Here is a 21,273-nt window from a genome sequence, read left to right as displayed (position 1 = left end):
ACGTTAGGCAAGGGCGGAAGCGACCTCTCCTGCACGACGTGTGACTGATTCAACAACGCCGTCACGCCCAGCTGAGAGGACACTTCTCGTTTCCGACACAATCAAGTTTGTCGAAAGGTTCCCGAACAAGCGTTGTGCATCTTCAACACGAGCGCCCTGGAAGCCGAAACCTGGAGCAAGCACGGGAAGTGCTGGGTATTCATCTGGCTGAATACCCAAGCTGGGCAGGTCGAGAGTTGCACCAAGTACTGCACCAACAGAGTTCTGGGGTGTCGCTTCTGTTGCCCACCTAGCAACGTCACTCAACATGGCTGCCGCGATGGACTTACCCTGATGAATGCCCTGGGTTATTTGCGCAGTCTGCAGAAGCGCAGCTTCCGGGTTACTGGTCGCAGCAAGAATGAAGACACCCTTGTTGTGTGAGAGGGCATAGTCAACTGTCTGAGAAAGTGCACCTGAGCCCAAGTACGGGCTGACCGTAATGGCATCTGATTCCAGATTCCATCCGGGAGTCAGCCATGCCTGCGCATAAGCCTCCATGGTGCTGCCAATGTCTCCGCGCTTGCAGTCGGAGATCACTAATAAACCTGCTTCACGTGCACGTCGAATGATGTATTCGAGTGCTTCCATACCTTTGGCACCGTGGCGTTCATAGAAGGCAACCTGTGGCTTGATGATGCCGACTTGGCCCACACACGCATCAATGACGCGAAGTGAGAATTCACGCAGGCTCACAGAGGTGTCGTCAAACTCCCACTCGTTGAGCAGGAACGGGTGTGGGTCGATTCCCACACACAAGTGACCAAACTGCTGGAAGGCAGCTTGGAGAAGATCTCCGAACCCTACTTCACTCATACTTTGGCCAGAGCCTCACGACGCTTGATGGCATATTCCTGCAAACTGCACACATCAAAACCTTCGCGGATTGTGTCGATAGATGCAACAGCTGCACTGACCTGAGCCATGTTGGTAAAGAGTGGCTTATCGGCAGCGATCGCAGAGGCACGAATCTCGTAACCATCAGCACGAGCTGCTGAACCACTTGGAGTATTGATGACGATATCGACCTCGTTGCGGTTGATGAGTTCCACAATGGTGTCATCCCCAAGCTTGGCGCTGACCTTGCCAATGATTGTTGCGGGAATGCCGTTGCGCTGCAGAATCTCTGCAGTGCCCTCGGTAGCAACAATGTTGAAGCCCAGTTGTGAGAAACGCAGCGCAGGCAAGATGATGTTGCGCTTGTCGCGGTCTGCAACCGAGATAAACACAGTTCCCGATGAAGGCAAGCCACCATATGCACCGGCCTGAGCCTTTGCGAAGGCAATCGGGAAGTTCACGTCCATACCCATGACTTCACCGGTTGAGCGCATCTCAGGGCCGAGGAGCGAGTCCACTACCTTGCCCGCAGGAGTGCGGAATCGCTTGAAGGGAAGCACTGCTTCCTTCACAGCGATAGGCGCATCCATGGGCACAACAGAACCATCCTGAACAGGGAGGAGGCCTTCAGCGATCAAATCACGAATGCTCTCCCCCACCATGATGCGGCTCGCTGCCTTAGCAAGAGGAATACCGAGAGCTTTAGAGACGAAAGGAACGGTACGAGAAGCACGTGGGTTGGCTTCGAGTACATAAAGAACTCCTGCACCAATTGCGAACTGAACGTTGAGTAGACCCTTGACGCCGATTCCCTTGGCGATAGCCAAGGTTGCTTCACGAACACGGTCAACATCTTTCTTACCCAGCGAAATGGGCGGAAGAGTACAAGCAGAGTCACCAGAGTGAACACCTGCCTCTTCGATGTGCTCCATCACGCCACCGACGTAGAGCTGTTCTCCGTCGTAAAGAGCATCCACGTCAATTTCAATCGCGTCATCCAGGAAGCGATCCACCAACAGCGGGGATTCTGGACCAACAATGGCCTGGCCATCGATGCGCACGAAGTAGTCGCGCAGAGTGGCGGTGTCGAAGACAATTTCCATACCGCGACCACCGAGCACGTAGGAAGGACGGACGAGAACGGGATAACCGATCTCTTCTGCGACCTTCACCGCACCCTCAACATCCGTTGCGGTTCCATTTCGAGGAGCCAGCAGGTTTGCTGCGTCCAAGATACGGCTGAATTCGCCACGCTCTTCAGCTAGGTCAATTGCTTCTGGAGTGGTTCCCAGGATGGGGACACCAGCTGCCTTGAGACCCTTAGCAAGACCCAGAGCTGTTTGACCACCGAGCTGAACAACAACTCCGACGAGTTCACCTGACTTGCTCTCGGCATGAATAACCTCGAGAACATCTTCCAACGTGAGGGGCTCGAAATAGAGGCGATCACTCGTGTCATAGTCCGTCGAAACAGTCTCAGGGTTGCAGTTGATCATGATGGTTTCGTAACCAGCATCTGAGAGCGCAAACGAGGCGTGAACACAGGAGTAGTCGAACTCAACACCCTGGCCAATACGGTTCGGGCCAGAGCCGAGAATAACGACCTTCTTGCGATCACTAGGCATGACCTCTGTCTCGAGGTCATAGCTTGAGTAGTGATACGGGGTGAGAGCCGGGAATTCACCCGCACAGGTGTCAACAGTCTTGAATACAGGACGAATATCGAGGGCGTAACGCTGGTTACGAACCTCTTGCTCGCTCAGGCCGCGAAGCTCTGCGATTTGGGCATCCGAGAAACCAAAGTCCTTGGCATAGCGGATGACGGATGCGTCAAGAGCTTGCGCAGCCTGAACTTCAGCAGCAACCTCGTTGATCAGGACAATTTGGTCAATGAACCAGGGGTCAATCTTGGTGGCGTCAAAGACCTGCTCCAGCGTTGCACCCTTACGAAGTGCCTGCTGAACGGTCACAATACGACCGTCAGTGGGAACCTTGGAGATAGTGAGCAGTTCGTCAACAGAACGGGTATCCTCACCCCAGTGGAATGAGCTGCCGCGCTTCTCCAAGGAACGCAAAGCCTTCTGCAAAGCCGTGGCATAGTTACGGCCAATCGCCATAGCTTCACCAACAGATTTCATGGTGGTGGTCAATGTTGCATCCGCTGCAGGGAACTTCTCGAAAGCAAAGCGAGGAACCTTGACCACGACATAGTCGAGAGTGGGCTCGAAGGAGGCGGGAGTCACCTTGGTGATGTCGTTAGGGATTTCATCGAGGCGATATCCAATAGCCAACTTGGCAGCAATCTTGGCAATGGGGAATCCGGTTGCCTTGGAAGCCAGAGCAGATGAGCGAGAAACACGGGGGTTCATCTCAATCACGATGACACGGCCATCCTTGGGATCGATGGCGAACTGGATGTTACATCCACCCGTGTCCACGCCAACGAGACGAATGATTTCAATACCGATGTCACGCAGGTTCTGGTACTCACGGTCAGTCAGTGTCAGTGCAGGTGCCACGGTGATGGAGTCACCGGTGTGAACACCTACAGGGTCTACGTTTTCGATGGAACAGACGACAACGGTGTTGTCGGCGGTGTCGCGCATGAGCTCGAGTTCGTATTCCTTCCATCCCAAGATGCTCTCTTCAAGGAGAACTTCACTGGTGGGGCTGGAGTGGATACCGTCGCCGGCGATACGAATGAGATCTTCTTCGTTATAGGCAAAGCCTGAGCCCAGACCACCCATGGTGAAGGACGGACGGACAACGAGCGGGTATCCCAGATCCTTGGCAGCTTCGATGCACTCTTCGAGCGTGTGTGCGATGTAGGACTTGGCCACATCAGCACCCGAAGCAAGAACGAGATCCTTGAAGATCTGGCGGTCTTCACCCTTGCGAATGGCTTCAACCTTGGCTCCGATGAGCTCAACACCGTGACGCTCAAGAGCACCGTTCTCGTGCAGTGAAATGGCAGCGTTGAGAGCTGTCTGACCACCAAGTGTGGGCAGAATTGCGTCTGGCTTTTCCTTGATGATGATTGCTTCAATCACCTCAGGAGTGATGGGCTCCACATAAGTGGCATCAGCGAAGTCAGGGTCAGTCATGATGGTGGCGGGGTTCGAGTTCACAAGAATCACTCGAATACCCTCTTCGCGCAGCACTCGGCAGGCCTGAGTTCCTGAATAGTCAAACTCACAAGCCTGACCGATCACAATCGGACCGGAGCCAATTACGAGGACTGATTTGATGTCTGGACGACGTGGCATTAGTTCGATGCTCCCGAGGTAGTAGCGGATGCGAGGACCATGTCGCGGAAACGGTCAAAGAGATAGTTGCTGTCGTGTGGTCCCGACGCAGCTTCTGGGTGGTATTGGACAGAGAATGCATTGATATCAAGGCAACGTAGGCCTTCAACGACCTGGTCGTTCAAGCTGTAATGGCTTACCTCAACGCGGCCGAATCCCGCTGGAGATTCAAGCACCCCGTCAATGGGAGCATCCACAGCGAACCCGTGGTTCTGGCTGGTGATTTCAACCCGACCTGTTGCCTTGTCCAGTACAGGCTGGTTGATACCGCGGTGACCGAAGGGAAGCTTGTAGGTTGAGAAGCCCAGCGCACGACCTAACAACTGGTTACCGAAGCAGATACCAAAGAACGGGATTCCAGCTTTGAGGACGGTGCTCAGAAGCTCCACATGCTTGTCACTGGCTGCAGGGTCACCAGGACCGTTGGAGAAGAACAACGCTGATGGCTTCATGGCAAGAATCTGTTCAGCCGTCACTGTCTGTGGCAGGACATGTGCATCGAATCCGCGCTCTGCAATGTAGTTGACCGTGGAAGTCTTCACACCGAGGTCAAGGATTGCGACAGAACCGATCTTCTCCCCCACCGCAGGAACGACATATTCTTCCTGAGTCGATACCTGGGCAGAAAGGTTCTTTCCAGCCATCTGGTCAGCTTCGAGGACCTGTGAAAGCTGAACTTCTGCAGGTTCTGCAGCAGCAGCGCCCGAGAAGATACCTGCTCGCATGGAACCCTTTGAGCGGATGTGACGCGTGACAGCGCGGGTATCGATGCCTTGAATACCCACGATATCTTCGTGGTCAAGGTCGTTATCTAGACTGCGTTCAGCACGGAAGTTCGAGACGATACGTGATGCGTCGCGCACGGCATAGCCGGCAACCCAAATACGGCGAGACTCCATGTCCTTATCGTTCATACCCGTGTTGCCAATGTGCGGTGCGGTCATGAGCACAATCTGACCTGCATACGAAGGGTCAGTCAGTGTCTCCTGGTAACCAGACATACCCGTAGCAAAGACGATTTCACCGAAGGTGGTTCCTTCAGCACCATAGGCACGTCCTTCGTAACGTGTACCGTCCTCGAGGACTAATACGGCATTGGGGGTCGTGAGACTCACGAGGCAACCTCTTTCGATGTGGCAGTTGGGAAACTGGTGGTGAGTGCGTTCTCGCAAGCGAGGCGCACTTCTGGAATAGAGAAGCGGAAAAAGGAAGTGAACTCGGCGAGTTCTTGTGTGGTGGTGTCCCATGCAGACCATGAGATGGCAGTGAGACCGTCTTTCTCAACTGCTTTATCGATGGTGACCTGCGTGCGGTGAATCTGCAGGATTTGAGCCGCTGGAATGAATGTTGGCTTTTCACCGCGAGGGGCAATGGTCACACCATCTTGGCTGACCATTACATGCGCATCTGCGCGAAAAGATAGCCCGGGCAGAGTAACTCTCTGAAGTGGATCAACAGCGAGGGTCGTGGCGACATACAGTCCAGAAAATTCAGCAGGAGCACTCGAGTGGTCGATCACAGTTGAATCTGGGGCAACAACCTGAAAACGAGAGTCTCGAGCTACTCTCTTGCGCCATGACAGAATCATTCCCGCAATCGCCAGAAGGACGAGTGCGAGGACAATACCGGTAACAAGTGCCTTATCCACGTGCCACCAGCTCTGCTTGTGCAGCAACCGTCTCGGCAGCGACGACATGTCGATCTGACGCAGTGAGGTATCCCTGGTGAATGGTTGAAACAACCTGACCTGCAAGCTCTATTCCGAGGTAGGGAGTGTTGTGGGACAAGCTGGCCAAGTCTTCAACACCGAAGTTTCGACGAGTAGATGGATCGACCAAAACAAGTTCTGCCTGAATGCCCGGCTCAATCTTGTGACCATGTGTCGTGAGGCCACCAATACGTGCTGGTGCTTCTGACATCACGCGAGCGACCTCTGCCCAGCCGATAAGGCCGGTTTCCACCATCGTTGTTTGCACAACAGCCAGAGCAGATTCCAGACCCACCATGCCGAAAGCGGCAGCACCCCATTCGCAATCCTTGCTCTCAACAGGGTGTGGAGCATGGTCAGTAGCGACGATGTCGATGGTGCCGTCAGCAAGTGCTTCACGCAGAGCCATTACGTCTTCAGCACGACGCAGAGGAGGGTTCACCTTGAAGCGAGCGTCATAACTTTCAGCTCGTTCATCGGTGAGGAGAAGGTGGTGCGGTGTGACCTCAGCGGTGACATTGATTCCACGCTTCTTGGCCCAGCGAATCACATCCACAGATCCAGCAGTGGAGAGGTGGCAGATGTGCAGGCGAGATCCGGTGTGCTCAGCAAGTAATACGTCTCGAGCGATGATGGATTCTTCTGCAACTGCAGGCCAGCCAGCCAAACCGAGGCGGGCGGAAACTTCGCCTTCATTCATCTGTGCGTCAACGGTGAGACGGGGCTCCTGAGCGTGCTGAGCAATAACTCCGCCAAACGTTTTCACATACTCCAGTGCACGTCGCATGATGAGTGGATCGAAGACACACTTTCCGTCATCGGAGAAGACGCGGACAGAAGCTCGTGAATTCGCCATCGCGCCGAGCTCAGCTAGCTGAAGCCCTTCCAAGCCCTTCGTTACTGCTCCGATAGGGCGGACGGTGGCATAACCTGCCTCATCCCCCAGGCGAAGCACCTGTTCAACGACTCCTGCAGTGTCCGCAACAGGAAGTGTGTTGGCCATGGCAAAGACGGACGTGAATCCACCTAGTGCTGCAGCTTGTGTACCAGTAAGCACTGTTTCTGACTGCTCGTATCCAGGCTCACGCAGGTGAGTGTGGAGATCAACAAAACCAGGAAGGGCAATCAGACCATCAGCATCAATCTTGGTCGCCGAAGCCGAGCTCAGACCTTGACCCACAGCAGATACACGGTTTCCTTCAACAAGGATGTCGGCACGATTACCATCTGGGAGGGTCGCTCCGGTGATGAGTAGATCTGGATTAGTCATGAGGTACCTCTCGTTCACCGGTGAGAACCATGTAGAGCGCTGCCATGCGCACGGACACTCCGTTGGCAACCTGTTCAAGAACTGTTGATTGTGGTGAATCAGCTGCTACCGAGCTGATTTCAAGACCGCGGTTCATGGGACCTGGGTGCATCACCATTGTTTTGGCAGGGAGCGAGAAGAATCGCTCCTGTGTGAGTCCCCACATATTTGAGTATTCACGCTCGTTGGGGAAGAACGCATCGTGCATGCGTTCCTGCTGAATACGCAACATCATGACAACGTCAGGCTTGCTCTGAGCAAGGGCTTCGTCGAGGTTGTAACTCACCGAAACTGGCCAGGTGTTGACTGCATGAGGCAAAAGGGTGGGCGGAGCCACGAGCTGAATTTCAGCTCCCAGCGTTTGCAACAGCCAGACATTTGACCGTGCCACGCGAGAGTGCAGGATGTCGCCGACGATTGTCACTTTGACGCCGTCGAGACCCTTGCCACGTGAACCGGCACCATGAAGACGCTTACGCATGGTGAAGGCGTCGAGTAGCGCCTGGGTGGGGTGTTCGTGTGTGCCATCACCTGCATTGATGACGGGGGCATCAATCCAGCCACTTTGAGCAAGAACTTGTGGAGCTCCTGATGCGCCGTGTCGAATGACGACTGCATCAATACCCATGGCAGCCAGGGTTTGAGTGGTGTCCTTCAGGCTTTCACCCTTGGAAACACTTGATCCCTTGGCGGCGAAGTTGATGACGTCTGCAGAAAGGCGCTTCTCGGCTGCTTCGAAAGAGATGCGTGTGCGAGTGGAATCTTCAAAAAAGAGATTCACAACCGTTTTTCCGCGCAGTGCAGGAAGTTTTTTGACCTCGCGCTCGTTGACGGCGGACATGTCCTCAGCAATATCCAGAAGCTGGATAGCTTCTTCGCGAGAGACATCACGGGTGCTCAGTAGGTGCTTCATGCACTCACCACCTCTTCGATTTCTACGCCATCTTCGCCGTCGTGTTCGACCAGGCGCACATTGATGCGTTCGCCATGTGCAGAGGGAAGATTCTTACCGACAAAGTCGGCACGAATGGGCAGTTCGCGGTGTCCACGATCTGCCAGGACAGCTAAGCGGACAACCTTGGGTCGGCCGAGGTCGGTGAGAGCGTCTAGAGCAGCGCGCACTGTGCGGCCGCTGTAGAGAACATCGTCGACCAGGACGACTGTTGTGTCATCAATGCTCACAGGAACTTCTGTGGGCGCCGTGGAGCGAGTGGGCTGTTGGTAGAGGTCATCTCGATACATCGTGACGTCCAGAGAACCAACCGGCACTGAAGCGCCGGGAACGATGGATTCGAGAATCTCGGCCAGACGATGAGCGAGAGTCACACCACGAGTAGGGATGCCGAGAAGGACGAGTGAATGTGCGCCTCGATTAGATTCGAGGATCTCGTGAGCAATACGCGTCAGTGCGCGTTGCATGTCAGTCGCCTGCATGATGGCTCGTGCAGTCATTCTGACCTCCTTCCCCGCCTCTCTGGACGGAAATTAAAGGATGTCGGTGTTGTGTTTAGTGTATCAGTTTGCGGTGGAAGCGATAGTAGCTAACAAGCCATTTACATAGCTCGAAGATTCTTCCGTAGAAAGGGTCTTCGCTGCTTCAACAGCTTCATCTACTGCGACTGCACCAGGAACCTCTGGGTTGTAGAGGATTTCCCAAACAGCAATACGCACAATGGCGCGATCTACTGCTGGCATACGCTCCAGCGACCAGCCACGCGCATAGGTTTCGATGGTTTCATCGATTTCCGCACTATGGTCGATGACCCCGTCAAGGATTTCACGGGCATAGAGCCAAGATGCTGCGCGATCAGGTTCGCTGGCAGCACGTTCGGCTTCAGCTTCGAGGGCTTCAGCAATGGAGATATCTCTGACGTCTGCAGAAAACAACACATCGAGAGCACGCTTACGTGCTTTAGTACGTGCGCTCATGAATTAGTCGTTTACGCGACCCTGGTAAGAACCATCGCGAGTGTCAACCTTGACCTTGGTACCGATTTCCAGGAACAGAGGAACCTGAATCTCGAAGCCGGTCTCAACGGTTGCAGGCTTGTTTCCACCAGTTGAGCGGTCACCCTGCAGGCCAGGCTCGGTGTAGGTGATCTCCAGAACTACAGAAGCAGGAAGCTCAACGTAGAGAGGAGTTCCTTCGTGGAGCGCAATCTGAACATCCTGGTTCTCCAGCATGAAGTTCTTTGCATCACCAACAACAACCTCTGAGACAGAAAGCTGCTCGTAGTTGCCCTTGTCCATGAAGACGTATTCGTTACCGTCGTTGTAGAGGTACTGGAAGTCGCGACGGTCAACGTTGGTGATGTCGATCTTGGTGCCTGCGTTGTATGTCTTGTCGACGACCTTGCCGGTCATCAGGTTCTTCATCTTGGTGCGGACGAAGGCTCCACCCTTACCTGGCTTGACGTGCTGGAATTCAATGATTGTCCAGAGTGCACCATCAATGTTGAGGACGATGCCGTTCTTGATATCAGCGGTAGAAGCCATGAGTGTTCCTTTTTTACGAATCAAAATGCCCGTGGGCAAAACTATGGGTCGAGACCCAACAGATAAGTCTACGTGTGTGCCTGAGGTTCAGAGCACAGTTCAGACCTATCTGGTCAGTTGAGCAAGTGCTAAGCGATACGAATCGAACCCGAAACCAGCAATAACACCGGTTGCAACAGCCGAAATCACGCTGTTGTGACGGAATTCTTCACGAGAGTGCGGGTTTGAAATGTGAACCTCAATGAGAGGAACACCTGCTTTGGTCACCATGGCAGCAGCATCACGAAGTGCATAGGAATAGTGCGTGAATGCAGCAGGGTTCAAGATAACCGCAGTGTTGGTGTCAACAGCTTCAAACAGCCACGACATGAGTTCAGGCTCAGAATCGGTCTGACGGAGGTCAATCTCGTGTGATGGTGCATCAGCTTCGAGTAGCACCTTGAGGGCAGCAAGATCTTGGTTGCCGTAAACATCTGGTTCACGAGAACCAAGGCGACCCAGGTTGGGGCCGTTGAGAACAAGAATGCGTGCCATGACACCTAGCCTAACGAAAGTTAGGCGGTGAGCTCTTGGTAGGCAGTGAAGAGGATGGACGTGTCTGGCACGTTCAAAATCGTGGGCTGGCCAATATCGCGCAACACAACGAAGCGCAGCATCGATCCACGAGCCTTCTTGTCACGCTTCATTGTTGTCAGCAGGTGCTCCCACGCTTCTGCGCCATAAGTAGTGGGAAGAGTAAGAGATTCCAAGATGCGGCGGTGACGATCGACAACCTCATCAGGAAGATTCTGGGTCATACGTGAGAGTTCTGCAGCAAAAACCATGCCAATACTGATCGCTGCACCGTGACGCCAGGTGTAACGCTCGGCATGTTCAATTGCGTGACCTAGTGTGTGACCGTAGTTCAGGATTTCTCGTTGACCTTGCTCGGTGAAGTCTTCCGACACAACTCGTGCCTTGATGCCAACAGAAAGCTCAATCAAACGCTGGAATTCAGGCGAAGTCGGATCAGTTGCTACATCAACATCGGCTTCAAGAATGTCGAGGATTTCTGGTTCAGCAATGAATCCACACTTCACAACTTCAGCAAAACCAGCAAGAAGTTCATTACGAGGAAGCTTTTCTAAAACATCCAAGTCACACACAACAGCATGAGGAGCATAGAAAGAACCAACAAGGTTCTTACCTTCAGCGGTGTTGATTCCCGTCTTGCCTCCAACAGAGGCGTCAACCATAGCCAGCACTGTGGTGGGAACTTCGATGAGTTTCACACCGCGCAGCCACGTTGCAGCCACAAAACCAGCGAGGTCTGTGACGGCACCTCCACCTAGCCCAATGATGGCGTCAGAGCGGGTGAAATCGGCTTGACCCAACACTTGCCAGCAGAACGCAGCAACTTCTACACGTTTAGCATTCTCAGCGTCTGGAACCTCGGCAAGGAGGACCTCACGCTCCCCCATGAGTTGCTCACGGAGCTTGTTTGCAATCGCACCCATGGTGGGTGGGTGGATGATGAGTACTTTATTGACGGCAGGGCCGAAGATGGGGCCGAAGAATGGTTCTGGGTCTGCCAACATGCCACGGCCGATGTTCACCAGGTAATCGCCACCACCGGTGACGTGAATCTGGGTAGTGCTCATGATGAAACGCCCTGTCGTGGAGTGCCGGAGGAGATCCAGGAAACAATGTCTTCAGCGATGGCATCTAAATCCCCGACTGAAGTATCAAAAGTATTCCATGCCAATTCGGAGTAAATCGGCATCCGCGCGGCGACAAGCTTCTTCCATGCCTCAATTCCATCGCGCAGGAGTGGGCGTTTAGGGTCGCTAATGCGCGACGCAACAGCCTCTTCAGAAACAGTCAGTAGAACTACTGGAACTGTAGTGAGGTCTTTCTGAGTATCTGGATCGAGGACGGCTCCCCCACCTAAGCTCACGATCGCTCTGTGCTGAAGGGCATCTTTCACAGCTGCACGTTCGTAGGCACGGAAGGTAGCTTCACCCGAGTTATCGAAAATGTCAGCAATGGGTCCATGCTCTGCAACAACAACTTTGTCGGTATCAATGCGGGGAACATCAAGCAGTGCAGCAACGCGCTTTGCTATCTTCGACTTTCCTGAAGCAGGCGCCCCAATGAATACAACGACTGGTGAAGGCACGTGTGTACTTACTGACCTACGGTGTGAACAGAGTCAGGGATATGCGCCAAGTAGCTTTCCAGGTTGCGCTTTGTTTCGCCAATGCTGTCGCCACCGAACTTCTCCAGAACAGCATTAGCAAGAGTTAGTGCGACCATCGCTTCTGCCACAACACCTGCTGCCGGTACAGCACACACATCCGAACGCTGGTGATGCGCGGGAGCAGCTTCACCAGTTGAGGTGTCAATCGTGCGCAGAGCGTGGGGAACAGTCGCAATCGGCTTCATGCCCGCACGAACACGCAGGACTGTTCCGGTGCTCATTCCGCCTTCAATACCGCCTGCACGATCAGTCTCACGAGCAATTCCATCCTCAGTTGCAAAAAGCTCATCGTGAGCGACGGAGCCGCGGCGGCGAGTGGTTTCGAAACCATCTCCAACTTCGACACCCTTGATGGCTTGAATACCCATCAAAGCTGCTGCGAGCTGTGAATCAAGTCGACGATCCCAGTGCACGTGTGAACCAAGTCCTGGTGGCAAACCATAAGCAAGTACTTCAACAACACCACCGATGGTGTCGCCATCTTTGTGGGTTTGTTCTACTTCTGCAAACATCAATTCACTGGTTGCCTTGTCAAAGCAGCGCAGTGGATCAGCATCAAGAGCGTCAACATCGGTCACTCGAGGCAGTGGAGTGCCGTCTGGAACAGCAACGGGACCAATAGCGATGGTGTGGCTGACCAGGGTGATCCCAAGTTCATTCAAGAAAGAGCGGGCAACAGCGCCCAGTGCAACACGGGCTGCAGTTTCGCGAGCACTAGCGCGTTCCAGAATGGGGCGCGACTCATCAAAATCATATTTCTGCATGCCCACCAAGTCAGCGTGACCTGGACGTGGACGCGTCAATGCAGCGCCACGACCTGATTCGAGCACGGAAGGATCAACCGGTGCAGGGTTCATCACATCAACCCATTTAGGCCATTCGCTGTTTCCTACACGAAGCGCAATCGGACCACCGAGGCTCTTTCCGTGGCGAACTCCACCTGAGATGTTGAGTTCATCTTGTTCAAACTTCATACGGGCACCGCGGCCATAGCCAAGGCGACGACGTTGCAGGTCGAGCTGAATATCCTCTGCAAGTACAGGCACGCCAGCAGGCAATCCTTCGAGAACTGCAATCAGTTCTGGACCATGAGATTCACCTGCGGTAAGCCATCTAAGCATGTATCAAGTTTGTCATAGACACAGCAGGTGAATTTGCACGCTAGAGCGATTCCAGCCCAACTGAAGCAAACATTGCTGATTTAACACCTGATTCGTCCGGAAGAACATCGAAGGGAGAACCACCAACAAAGATTCTCACTTGAATAAGGGCTTGGTGAGCAAGCATACGTAACCCACTGACTACTTCTCCCCCAGCGGCAGACCACTGGGTTCCCCGAGCACTGGGCCAGGGATTGTAAGCAACATCGAGCAAGGTTGCTCGTGAAGTTCGAGGAAGAGATTCCAGGGACTGTTCAACATCTCCAGGAAGCGTAGAAATTGCCACATCAACTGAAGCAATTTCACTCATCTGGTCAAAGGAGTGAACAGAGACGTTCACTCCGCATTCTTGGCCCACGGTTTCTAGATAGAACGCTTTCTGAGGGGTGCGCACAATGACCGAGATGTGTTCTGCCCCCAGTTCAGATGCCGCTGCAATTGCTGACGAGGCTGTAGCGCCGCCACCGATAACTGCCACATGGTGAGCCTGGTGGACACCTGAATCTTTAAGGGCATTGACGATTCCCAGCACATCTGTGTTGAAACCGCTCAGTTCTCTTTGGCCAGATTCGGTGTATTCACACAGAAGCGTGTTCACAGAACCTGTTCTCTCCGAGAGGAGATCCAGCCGGTTCGATGCCTCAAGTGCAGCAACTTTATGCGGCATGGTCACGGAAAGCCCACGCAAAGATGAATCTGTTGAATCGAGAAAACCAGCTAACTCCCCTGGCTGCACATCAACAGCAACATATTTCCACGACATGCCCAAGTGGTCATAGGCAGTTTGGTGCAGGGTTGGTGAGAGTGAATGCGCAATTGGGTGTCCAACAACTGCAAGAGTTCTGATTTCAGATGTCATGGCAGTTAGCCAACTGCTTCTGGGTGCGCTTCAAGCCAGTCGTAATACTGAACAACAGCGGCTTCATGCTCGGCCGAAGTTTCGCTAAAGACTGTTTCTCCCGTGGTGAGGTTGACGGTAACGAAGAACAGCCAAGGCCCATCTGCCGGGTGGTAAGCAGCATCTATAGCATCGGCACCAGGATTCGAAATGGGGCCTATCGGCAGACCAGGGAGAATTCGAGTGTTGTAGAGGTTGCTGGTGTCATCCAGCGCCGCCTGAGTGATGAGAAGGCAATCTTTACCCAAAAGGCCTGCACCGTAACAGGTGGTAACGTCGGACCCCATGTTCATTCCCTGATCTAAGCGATTGTGGAATACACGTGAGATCTTGTACATGTCTTCAGGATTCGGCCCGCTCTCGCGCTGAATGACAGAGGCCATGCGGATGACATCCCAACGCTGGTCGGCAGGAACACCTGCTGTATCTAGTGCAGCAAGAGATTCATCTACAAGCTGCTGAAGAACCTCTGTGGGCGTCACTCCTGGTGAGAAGGTATAGGTCGCTGGGAAGAGGAAACCTTCCAACGTAGTTGCTTCTGCAGGAACACCATAGGGTGCAGGATCTGCTGCAGCAGCTTGGAAATCTGCAAGGGGAATGGAGAGACCTTCAGCAAGCATCTTGAGAACGTTCTTTTCAGTTGTTCCCTCAGGAATAGTGACGGTGAGCTCCACCCTGTTTGCCGGATCCAGAAGAGCATCTAATGCGGCCTTGGCAGACATTTCTTGCTTGAGCTTGTAAACCCCTGGGGTGAAGACAGGTTCAGGCTTTGTCTCCAGAAGGAGTTGATAGAAGGAATCGAAACTCTTTGTCACACCCGCCTCAACGAGGTTATTGGCGATTTGATCGCCAATTTCACCGCCGCTAATGGTGAAGATCACTTCGCCGTGACCGCCACCAACGTAATCATTTTGATTTCCACCGAGAATTCCGGTGTAAAACAGACCACCAAGAACCGCTCCGATAAGAACGAGAACACCAATCACAGAACCGATCACGAGGCCCGGCTTCTTCTTCGAAGGCTTACGTCGTTTACCTACGTAGGCAAAATCATCTGGAAGAGAGCTCGACGAAGAGGTTGTCGAGTTGTGAGAGAAGTTGTCGTCTAACATCACTGCCTGTTTCGTGGAATGGACGTGAGTCAGCCTACAGAAGCTCGTTAAGACTGAGCTGGAAACTCGCTGATGTCTTTACCAGGAAGGTTTCCGCTTGATCGTTCTGAATCCAACGCGTGCTGCAAAATCATCACTGCAGCTACTTGGTCGATAACGGACCTTGTTTGCTTTTGCTTCTTGCCCGCAGCTCTCAAAGCAGAATGCGCCGAAACAGTCGTCAGACGCTCATCAACAAGTCGAACAGGTACTGAGGCGTTCTGTGCGAGTTCACGTGCCATCACCAGCGCATCTTCCGTGGAAGCAGTGTGCGAACCATTCAAAGAAAGTGGCAGGCCAACAATTACTTCGATTGCTTCGAGTTCAGCAATAAGGGAAACAAGCTGACCAATGGGGTTCTCAGAACCTCGATCTACTGTTTCTACAGGAGTCGCGAGGTAACCATCACGATCGCTTCTGGCCACGCCAATTCTGACAGTGCCGATATCGATGCCTACACGAACACCAGAACGCATTAGAGGCTGCGAAGCTCCGCGAGGATTGCCTGCAACGCCGAACCGAGCTCGTTAACGTTCGTTCCGCCACCTTGAGCCATGTCGTCACGACCGCCGCCGCCACCGCCAAGAATGCCCGCAGCAAGTTTCGCAAGGGCACCTGCTTTGGCTCCAGCAGCACGTGAGCTTTCAGTAGTTGCCACGATGACGGCTGGCTTGCCATCCACGACAGCTCCGAGAGCAATAACTGTGTTCGTTGCTTGAACCTTCTCGCGAACTCCGGTGACCAAATTACGCAAATCGTCCACAGAGGCAATTCCGGTGACAGACTCCACAATGGCGGTCACGCTGCCCACAGGAGCTGCTTTGCCAACCAGCGCAGGAATTTGTTCACGAACCGCAGCAGCTTCGAATTCTGCAATCTTTCGTTCAGCAGCCTTGAGGCTTGCCACCAGATCAGCAACACGAGTAGTTACCTGCTCGCGAGGTGCCTTCAGCGAAGAAGACAACTCATGAACAATGGCACGCTCTGCAGCAAGAGACTTGAAGGCATCAGCACCAACAAGAGCTTCAACACGACGGTTAGATGAACCTACAGAAGATTCGCTCACCAAGTTGATCAGACCAACCTGCGAGGAGTGTGACACGTGTGTTCCAGCACAGAGTTCGCGTGACCAGGGGCCGCCAATGTCAACCATGCGGACAGTCTCGCCATACTTCTCACCGAAGAGAGCCATGGCGCCCATCTTCTTAGCGTCATCGAGAGCCATCTCGCGAGTGACGACGTCGAAATCAGCCAAGATTGCGTTGTTGGCAATCTCTTCGATTTCGGTACGGGTTTCGGAAGAAAGTGCTTCGTTCCAGGAGAAGTCGAAACGCATATATCCGGCTTTGTTCAATGAACCAGCCTGGTGTGCGGTTTCTCCCAGAACTTCACGCAGTGCTGCGTGAACGAGGTGGGTTGCCGAGTGGGCCGCTGCAGCTGCGGCACGGTAGTTCTTGTCGACAACAGTCGTTGCTGCGGCACCAGCATTTACCTGGCCGCTACGAACCTCAACAGTGTGTGAAACGAGTCCCTTGACCGGCTTCTGCACGTCGAGTACCTCAAGGTCGAAACCGTCACCAATGATGGAACCAGCATCAGAAACCTGACCACCAGATTCTGCGTAGAGAGAAGTTGCGCCCACAATTACTTCGACAACATCGCCAGCAGATGCGCTCTGGACAGGCAGGCCGTCCTTGAGGAGACCGAGAATGCTGGTTTCTGTTTCGAGGTCGGTGTAACCAGTGAATACTGTTTCACCCTGTGCACGCAGGTCGGTATAGATCGACAGGTCTGCAAGAATCGACTTCTTTGCCTTGGCGTCCGCCTTTGCGCGGGTGCGCTGATCCAACATCAGAGTGTCAAAAGCAGCACGGTCAACACTCAAACCAGCTTCTTCTGCCATTTCAAGAGTGAGGTCAATGGGGAAACCAAAGGTGTCGTGAAGCAGGAACGCAGTATCTCCTGCAAGTGCTTTGGCGCCTGACTTCTTGGTTTCAGAAACAGCAGTATCCAAAATGGTTGTTCCGGATGCCAGAGTCTTCAGGAATGTCTCTTCTTCGCCATAGGCAATCTGAGAAATGCGAGCGTATTCGTTCTCAACATCGGGATATGCAGCCTTCATGGCATCACGAGATGCAGTGAACAACTCGGGGAAGGTTGCGGAATCCACGCCAAGTAAACGCATGGCACGAACAGAACGACGCAGCAGGCGACGCAAGATGTAGCCACGACCTTCGTTGGAGGCCTGGACTCCATCTGCCATCAGCATGAGAGCTGAACGAACGTGGTCGGCGACAACGCGCAGGCGAACGTCGTTTTCTTGGTTGGCACCGTAGGTGACGCCTGCAAGTTCTGCAGCGCGGTCAAGAACGGGACGAACCTGATCGATTTCATAGAGGTTCTCAACACCCTGCTTGAGGAAAGCAACACGTTCAAGGCCCATACCGGTATCGATGTTCTTGTTGGGCAGTTCGCCCAAGATTTCGAACTCGGTCTTACTGGTTCCTTCTCCACGCAGGTACTGCATGAACACGAGGTTCCAGATTTCGATGTAGCGATCTTCATCTGCTACTGGGCCACCCTCGATGCCGTACGCAGGGCCACGATCGAAGTAAATTTCAGAACAAGGACCAGCAGGACCAGGCTGACCGGTCGACCAATAGTTGTCTTCCTTGCCACGACGCTGAATACGCTCATCAGGAAGACCAGCGGTCTTCTTCCAGAAGGCAATGGCCTCATCATCGTCTTCGTAGACAGTGACCCAGAGATCCTTCTCAGCAAAGCCAAGACCACCATCAGCCTCAGACGTTGTCAGAAGTTCCCAGGCATATTCAATGGCCTGTTCCTTGAAGTAGTCACCAAATGAAAAGTTTCCATTCATCTGGAAGAAGGTTCCGTGACGAGTGGTCTTACCTACTTCTTCAATATCCAAGGTGCGAATGCACTTTTGAACACTGGTTGCACGTGGGTATGGAGGTGGCACAACACCGGAAAGGTATGGAATGAATGGAACCATTCCTGCCACGGTGAACAGAAGCGTGGGGTCATCACTGACCAGTGATGCAGAGGGAACTACGGTGTGTTCACGCGCAGCAAAGAAGTCAAGCCAACGTTGGCGAATTTCAGCAGTTTGCATAGTTAGTTCTTACGAGCTGCGCGTAGCTCTGCCTCACGCTCTTTGTATCCTTCGACGAGCGCCTCAGTGAAGTCACGAGTTTTCGCGTCGACAGCGGCGAAGAACGCCTGGCCCTGTTCTGTCTGGTTTACTTTGTGCGCGACAAAGAAGCCGGCGATAACGCCTACGGTAAGCCAAAAGAGCTGCTTCATGATTTCTCCAGATGAACGGTGCAAATGCGAGACTCCAGTCTACGGGAGGCAAGCGTGAGCAATAAAACAAGAAAGGGTGCAGATCCGAAGATCCACACCCTTTCCCAGCTAAGAATTTAGCGAGCTGCGTAGTACTCAACCACGAGCTGTACGTCACAGGTGACGGGAACTTCTGCACGCTTGGGGCGACGCACCAAGGTTGCGTGAAGCTTATCGAGTTCAACCTCGAGGTATGCGGGCACGGGAGGAAGAACCTCAGCGTGTCCACCAGCTGCAGCAACCTGCAGCGGCTCAAGAACCTCAGAGCGTGGCTTGACGTGGATGAGCTGTCCAGGCTTTACGCGGAAAGATGGACGGTCAACCAGCTGACCATCAACGAGGATGTGACGGTGCACAACCAGCTGACGAGCCTGAGCGGTGGTACGTGCGAAACCTGCACGGAGTACGAGTGCGTCAAGACGCATTTCGAGGAGCTCTACCAGGTTTTCACCGGTCAGACCCTGGGTCTTGCGAGCTTCCTGGAAGACGTTGCGCAGCTGTGCTTCGCGGATACCGTACTGAGCGCGTAGACGCTGCTTCTCACGCAGACGAACTGCGTAGTCAGAGTCAGCCTTGCGCTTGGTGCGGCCGTGCTCACCTGGAGCGTAGGGACGCTTTTCCAGGTACTTTGCTGCCTTAGGGGTCAGTGCGATGCCGAGGGCACGCGACAGACGGGTCTTGCTACGGGTACGTGACTTAGTAGACACAATTTCCTTTTCGATTGAACAAACAAAATGAACACGCTCGTAATAGAGCGAAAATCGAGGGGTTCGTCATGGTGCCCGGCTACAGGGCCATCCAGTTCTTTCGTCACTGTGTTGCAGCCGCGCTTCACAGTCGAAATAGACTCTAAAACCTTATCACTATTGGTGATGAGCTACAGACGCTTCTTGGTAATCGCCCGAAGTTTCTCTAAACGGGCCTTTACATCACGCTCTGAACCATGATCTGTTGGCGAGTAATACTCGGTTGAGGCCAGGGTGTCTGGCAAGTACTGCTGTTCGACAACGCCAAGCGGGTTGTCATGAGGGTATTTATAACCCTTGCCATGTCCCAGCTTTTTCGCACCCGCATAGTGAGCATCCCGCAAATGAGTGGGAACAAGACCTGACTTTCCTGCCTGAACATCAGCAAGAGCAGAATTGATGGCGTTATAGGCCGCATTCGATTTAGGCGCCGTAGCGAGATAGATCGTGGCCTCAGATAACGGAATACGGCCCTCAGGCATACCAATCAACGCAACGGCATCTGCCGCAGAGGTGGCAATTCCGAGGGCGTTTGGATCAGCCAAGCCAATGTCTTCAGCAGCGGAAATAATCAATCGACGAGCGATAAACCGGGGGTCCTCCCCCGCAGCAATCATGCGAGCAAGGTAATGAACAGCAGCATCAGGGTCAGAACCACGAATGGACTTAATGAAGGCACTAATGACGTCATAGTGCTCATCTCCATTGCGGTCGTATCTTAACAAGGCAGAATCCACGGCTGAAGATACATGATCTGCCGTAACAGCTATAACGCCGGTTTTCTTTTTTGACGTTTGCTGCGCAATCGAGGATGCTGCCTCTAAAGAGGTCAACACACGACGAGCATCACCGGAAGCAAAGTTGATAATTGCGTGACGTGCTTCTTCATCAACGCTGAACTTTCCTGCCAGGCCAAATGGTTCATCGAGAGCACGTTGAATGAGCGCATCCAGCGCAGCATCCGAGAGAGGCTCAAGTCGCAACAAGAGAGAACGCGAAAGCAGCGGTGTGACAACACTAAATGAGGGATTCTCCGTTGTTGCAGCAATCAGGGTGACCCACCCGTTTTCTACACCAGGAAGAAGAGCATCCTGCTGAGCTTTACTGAAACGGTGAATCTCATCAAGAAAGAGCAGCGTGCGCACGCCATAGAGATCACGCTGAGACTGGGCCTCTTCCATGACGGTTCTCACGTCTTTGACACCCGCCGTCACAGCAGAAAGCTCGACACATCTACGATCGGACGAGGTGGCGATGGCATGAGCCAAGGAAGTTTTGCCTGTTCCTGGAGGTCCCCACAAAATCACGGAAACCGCACTTTGTGAACCTGGGGCAGCGAGAACCTGTAATGGCGATCCAGTTTTGAGCAGCTGATCTTGACCAGCTACCTCAGCAAGGGAACGAGGCCTCATTCGCACAGCAAGAGGAGCTGTCTGTCCCCCGAGTGTCGAATCACCTTGTGCCATGGACTTTAGATTAGCGTTGCTTGCTATGGCAAAGATGAGCGACAACCGCGTAACCAAAGAAGATCGTGACCGTATCAAGACGTATGCAGACCGTAAGGCTGCACATGAACGTGCTCAGAAAGCACGTAAGCGCACCAATCGAATCATCGTGGGGTCAATTTCCGGCGTTGTCGTGATCGCCCTGGGATTCGGAATCTACTCAGCCGTTGTATCGGTCGTGGCTCCTGCACCAGAAACGACTTCTACGCCCACAGCAACAGGTGCTGCTGCCCCAGATTCCGCACTGAGTGAATACCGCGTCTGGACAGGTTCCATGGACGTTGCTGGTGTGCCCATCTCTTTTGAGCTCAATGGTGAAGCTGCACCCCAGGCCGTTGCAAGCACCGTATCGCTTATTGGTTCTGGTTTTTATGAAGGAATTAGCTGCCATCGCCTCACCACTGAAGGAATTTACGTCCTTCAGTGTGGAGACCCATCTGGAGATGGCAGCGGCGGTCCTGGATATTCCTACGGTCCAGTTGAAAATGCCCCTGCAGACAATGTGTATCCCGCG

General features: G+C 53.4%; 21 protein-coding genes. 1 reads left to right on the top strand and 20 read right to left on the bottom strand.

Annotated elements, in window-relative coordinates; all coding sequences use genetic code 11:
- Window positions 1–3 precede the first annotated feature (3 nt).
- The 20 genes from pyrF to RR877_RS04130 all read right to left on the bottom strand — a co-directional run bounded on the left by pyrF (window position 4) and on the right by RR877_RS04130 (window position 20,720).
- Window positions 4–855, bottom strand: a complete 852-nt coding sequence (gene pyrF, locus RR877_RS04225; protein ID WP_332550427.1) for an orotidine-5'-phosphate decarboxylase — start codon at window positions 853–855, stop codon at window positions 4–6.
- Window positions 852–4,142 carry a carbamoyl-phosphate synthase large subunit gene (gene carB, locus RR877_RS04220; protein WP_332550426.1) on the bottom strand — a complete coding sequence of 1,097 codons (3,291 nt, stop codon included), beginning with the start codon at window positions 4,140–4,142 and terminating at the stop codon, window positions 852–854. The genes pyrF and carB overlap by 4 nt, the downstream gene beginning before the upstream one ends.
- Complete coding sequence (carA, locus tag RR877_RS04215) at window positions 4,142–5,296, bottom strand: glutamine-hydrolyzing carbamoyl-phosphate synthase small subunit (RefSeq protein ID WP_332550425.1); 1,155 nt, start codon at window positions 5,294–5,296, stop codon at window positions 4,142–4,144. Before carA ends, carB begins: the two co-directional genes overlap by 1 nt.
- Window positions 5,293–5,829, bottom strand: coding sequence for a hypothetical protein (locus tag RR877_RS04210; protein WP_332550424.1), 537 nt, complete (start codon window positions 5,827–5,829; stop codon window positions 5,293–5,295). The genes carA and RR877_RS04210 overlap by 4 nt, the downstream gene beginning before the upstream one ends.
- Complete coding sequence (locus RR877_RS04205) at window positions 5,822–7,159, bottom strand: dihydroorotase (RefSeq protein WP_332550423.1); 1,338 nt, start codon at window positions 7,157–7,159, stop codon at window positions 5,822–5,824. Before RR877_RS04205 ends, RR877_RS04210 begins: the two co-directional genes overlap by 8 nt.
- Window positions 7,152–8,111: an aspartate carbamoyltransferase catalytic subunit gene (locus RR877_RS04200; protein WP_332618680.1), complete on the bottom strand. Its 960-nt coding sequence runs from the start codon at window positions 8,109–8,111 to the stop codon at window positions 7,152–7,154. Before RR877_RS04200 ends, RR877_RS04205 begins: the two co-directional genes overlap by 8 nt.
- Window positions 8,108–8,650, bottom strand: coding sequence for a bifunctional pyr operon transcriptional regulator/uracil phosphoribosyltransferase PyrR (pyrR, locus tag RR877_RS04195; protein WP_332550421.1), 543 nt, complete (start codon window positions 8,648–8,650; stop codon window positions 8,108–8,110). Before pyrR ends, RR877_RS04200 begins: the two co-directional genes overlap by 4 nt.
- Window positions 8,651–8,713: 63 nt before the next feature.
- Window positions 8,714–9,127: a transcription antitermination factor NusB gene (nusB, locus tag RR877_RS04190; RefSeq protein WP_332550420.1), complete on the bottom strand. Its 414-nt coding sequence runs from the start codon at window positions 9,125–9,127 to the stop codon at window positions 8,714–8,716.
- Window positions 9,128–9,130: 3 nt separating this feature from the next.
- Window positions 9,131–9,694, bottom strand: coding sequence for an elongation factor P (gene efp, locus RR877_RS04185; protein ID WP_110233253.1), 564 nt, complete (start codon window positions 9,692–9,694; stop codon window positions 9,131–9,133).
- 105 nt (window positions 9,695–9,799) lie between these two features.
- Window positions 9,800–10,228, bottom strand: a complete 429-nt coding sequence (locus tag RR877_RS04180) for a type II 3-dehydroquinate dehydratase (RefSeq protein WP_332550419.1) — start codon at window positions 10,226–10,228, stop codon at window positions 9,800–9,802.
- Window positions 10,229–10,248: 20 nt separating this feature from the next.
- Window positions 10,249–11,334, bottom strand: a complete 1,086-nt coding sequence (aroB, locus tag RR877_RS04175; RefSeq protein ID WP_277495013.1) for a 3-dehydroquinate synthase — start codon at window positions 11,332–11,334, stop codon at window positions 10,249–10,251.
- Window positions 11,331–11,852, bottom strand: a complete 522-nt coding sequence (locus RR877_RS04170) for a shikimate kinase (RefSeq protein WP_332550417.1) — start codon at window positions 11,850–11,852, stop codon at window positions 11,331–11,333. The genes aroB and RR877_RS04170 overlap by 4 nt, the downstream gene beginning before the upstream one ends.
- A gap of 8 nt (window positions 11,853–11,860) precedes the next feature.
- Window positions 11,861–13,054, bottom strand: coding sequence for a chorismate synthase (gene aroC, locus RR877_RS04165; protein WP_110233249.1), 1,194 nt, complete (start codon window positions 13,052–13,054; stop codon window positions 11,861–11,863).
- Window positions 13,055–13,094: 40 nt separating this feature from the next.
- Window positions 13,095–13,952, bottom strand: a complete 858-nt coding sequence (locus tag RR877_RS04160) for a shikimate dehydrogenase (RefSeq protein ID WP_332550416.1) — start codon at window positions 13,950–13,952, stop codon at window positions 13,095–13,097.
- A gap of 5 nt (window positions 13,953–13,957) precedes the next feature.
- Window positions 13,958–15,103 carry an endolytic transglycosylase MltG gene (mltG, locus tag RR877_RS04155; protein WP_332618681.1) on the bottom strand — a complete coding sequence of 382 codons (1,146 nt, stop codon included), beginning with the start codon at window positions 15,101–15,103 and terminating at the stop codon, window positions 13,958–13,960.
- 47 nt (window positions 15,104–15,150) lie between these two features.
- Window positions 15,151–15,618, bottom strand: coding sequence for a Holliday junction resolvase RuvX (gene ruvX / locus RR877_RS04150; RefSeq protein ID WP_332550414.1), 468 nt, complete (start codon window positions 15,616–15,618; stop codon window positions 15,151–15,153).
- Window positions 15,618–18,278: an alanine--tRNA ligase gene (gene alaS, locus RR877_RS04145; protein ID WP_332550413.1), complete on the bottom strand. Its 2,661-nt coding sequence runs from the start codon at window positions 18,276–18,278 to the stop codon at window positions 15,618–15,620. Before alaS ends, ruvX begins: the two co-directional genes overlap by 1 nt.
- A 2-nt stretch (window positions 18,279–18,280) precedes the next feature.
- Complete coding sequence (locus tag RR877_RS04140; protein ID WP_110233244.1) at window positions 18,281–18,469, bottom strand: hypothetical protein; 189 nt, start codon at window positions 18,467–18,469, stop codon at window positions 18,281–18,283.
- 116 nt (window positions 18,470–18,585) lie between these two features.
- The gene (gene rpsD / locus RR877_RS04135) at window positions 18,586–19,215 is read right to left on the bottom strand and encodes a 30S ribosomal protein S4 (protein ID WP_096381021.1); all 630 of its coding nucleotides are present in this window, start codon (window positions 19,213–19,215) and stop codon (window positions 18,586–18,588) included.
- A 170-nt stretch (window positions 19,216–19,385) separates the two neighbouring features.
- Window positions 19,386–20,720 carry a replication-associated recombination protein A gene (locus RR877_RS04130; protein ID WP_332627739.1) on the bottom strand — a complete coding sequence of 445 codons (1,335 nt, stop codon included), beginning with the start codon at window positions 20,718–20,720 and terminating at the stop codon, window positions 19,386–19,388.
- 25 nt (window positions 20,721–20,745) lie between these two features.
- Between RR877_RS04130 and RR877_RS04125 the strand changes: the two genes are divergently transcribed.
- Window positions 20,746–21,273, top strand: a 528-nt coding sequence (locus RR877_RS04125; RefSeq protein WP_332627738.1) for a peptidylprolyl isomerase, incomplete at its 3' end; no start/stop codon positions are given.

It is taken from the genome of Aurantimicrobium sp. (assembly GCF_036667855.1).
Classification (GTDB): Bacteria; Actinomycetota; Actinomycetes; order Actinomycetales; family Microbacteriaceae; genus Aurantimicrobium.
Note: the sequence above shows the minus strand (reverse complement) of the source record. Positions and strands in the feature narration are given on the sequence as shown.

What these genes read in the sequence shown, in the direction of transcription:
- pyrF (WP_332550427.1), bottom strand. Translation starts at nt 855, where the DNA reads ATGAGTGAAGTAGGGTTCGGAGATCTTCTCCAAGCTGCCTTCCAGCAG.
- carB (WP_332550426.1), bottom strand. Translation starts at nt 4,142, where the DNA reads ATGCCACGTCGTCCAGACATCAAATCAGTCCTCGTAATTGGCTCCGGT.
- RR877_RS04205 (WP_332550423.1), bottom strand. Translation starts at nt 7,159, where the DNA reads ATGACTAATCCAGATCTACTCATCACCGGAGCGACCCTCCCAGATGGT.
- RR877_RS04200 (WP_332618680.1), bottom strand. Translation starts at nt 8,111, where the DNA reads ATGAAGCACCTACTGAGCACCCGTGATGTCTCTCGCGAAGAAGCTATC.
- pyrR (WP_332550421.1), bottom strand. Translation starts at nt 8,650, where the DNA reads ATGACTGCACGAGCCATCATGCAGGCGACTGACATGCAACGCGCACTG.
- nusB (WP_332550420.1), bottom strand. Translation starts at nt 9,127, where the DNA reads ATGAGCGCACGTACTAAAGCACGTAAGCGTGCTCTCGATGTGTTGTTT.
- efp (WP_110233253.1), bottom strand. Translation starts at nt 9,694, where the DNA reads ATGGCTTCTACCGCTGATATCAAGAACGGCATCGTCCTCAACATTGAT.
- RR877_RS04180 (WP_332550419.1), bottom strand. Translation starts at nt 10,228, where the DNA reads ATGGCACGCATTCTTGTTCTCAACGGCCCCAACCTGGGTCGCCTTGGT.
- aroB (WP_277495013.1), bottom strand. Translation starts at nt 11,334, where the DNA reads ATGAGCACTACCCAGATTCACGTCACCGGTGGTGGCGATTACCTGGTG.
- aroC (WP_110233249.1), bottom strand. Translation starts at nt 13,054, where the DNA reads ATGCTTAGATGGCTTACCGCAGGTGAATCTCATGGTCCAGAACTGATT.
- RR877_RS04160 (WP_332550416.1), bottom strand. Translation starts at nt 13,952, where the DNA reads ATGACATCTGAAATCAGAACTCTTGCAGTTGTTGGACACCCAATTGCG.
- mltG (WP_332618681.1), bottom strand. Translation starts at nt 15,103, where the DNA reads ATGTTAGACGACAACTTCTCTCACAACTCGACAACCTCTTCGTCGAGC.
- ruvX (WP_332550414.1), bottom strand. Translation starts at nt 15,618, where the DNA reads ATGCGTTCTGGTGTTCGTGTAGGCATCGATATCGGCACTGTCAGAATT.
- alaS (WP_332550413.1), bottom strand. Translation starts at nt 18,278, where the DNA reads ATGCAAACTGCTGAAATTCGCCAACGTTGGCTTGACTTCTTTGCTGCG.
- RR877_RS04140 (WP_110233244.1), bottom strand. Translation starts at nt 18,469, where the DNA reads ATGAAGCAGCTCTTTTGGCTTACCGTAGGCGTTATCGCCGGCTTCTTT.
- RR877_RS04130 (WP_332627739.1), bottom strand. Translation starts at nt 20,720, where the DNA reads ATGGCACAAGGTGATTCGACACTCGGGGGACAGACAGCTCCTCTTGCT.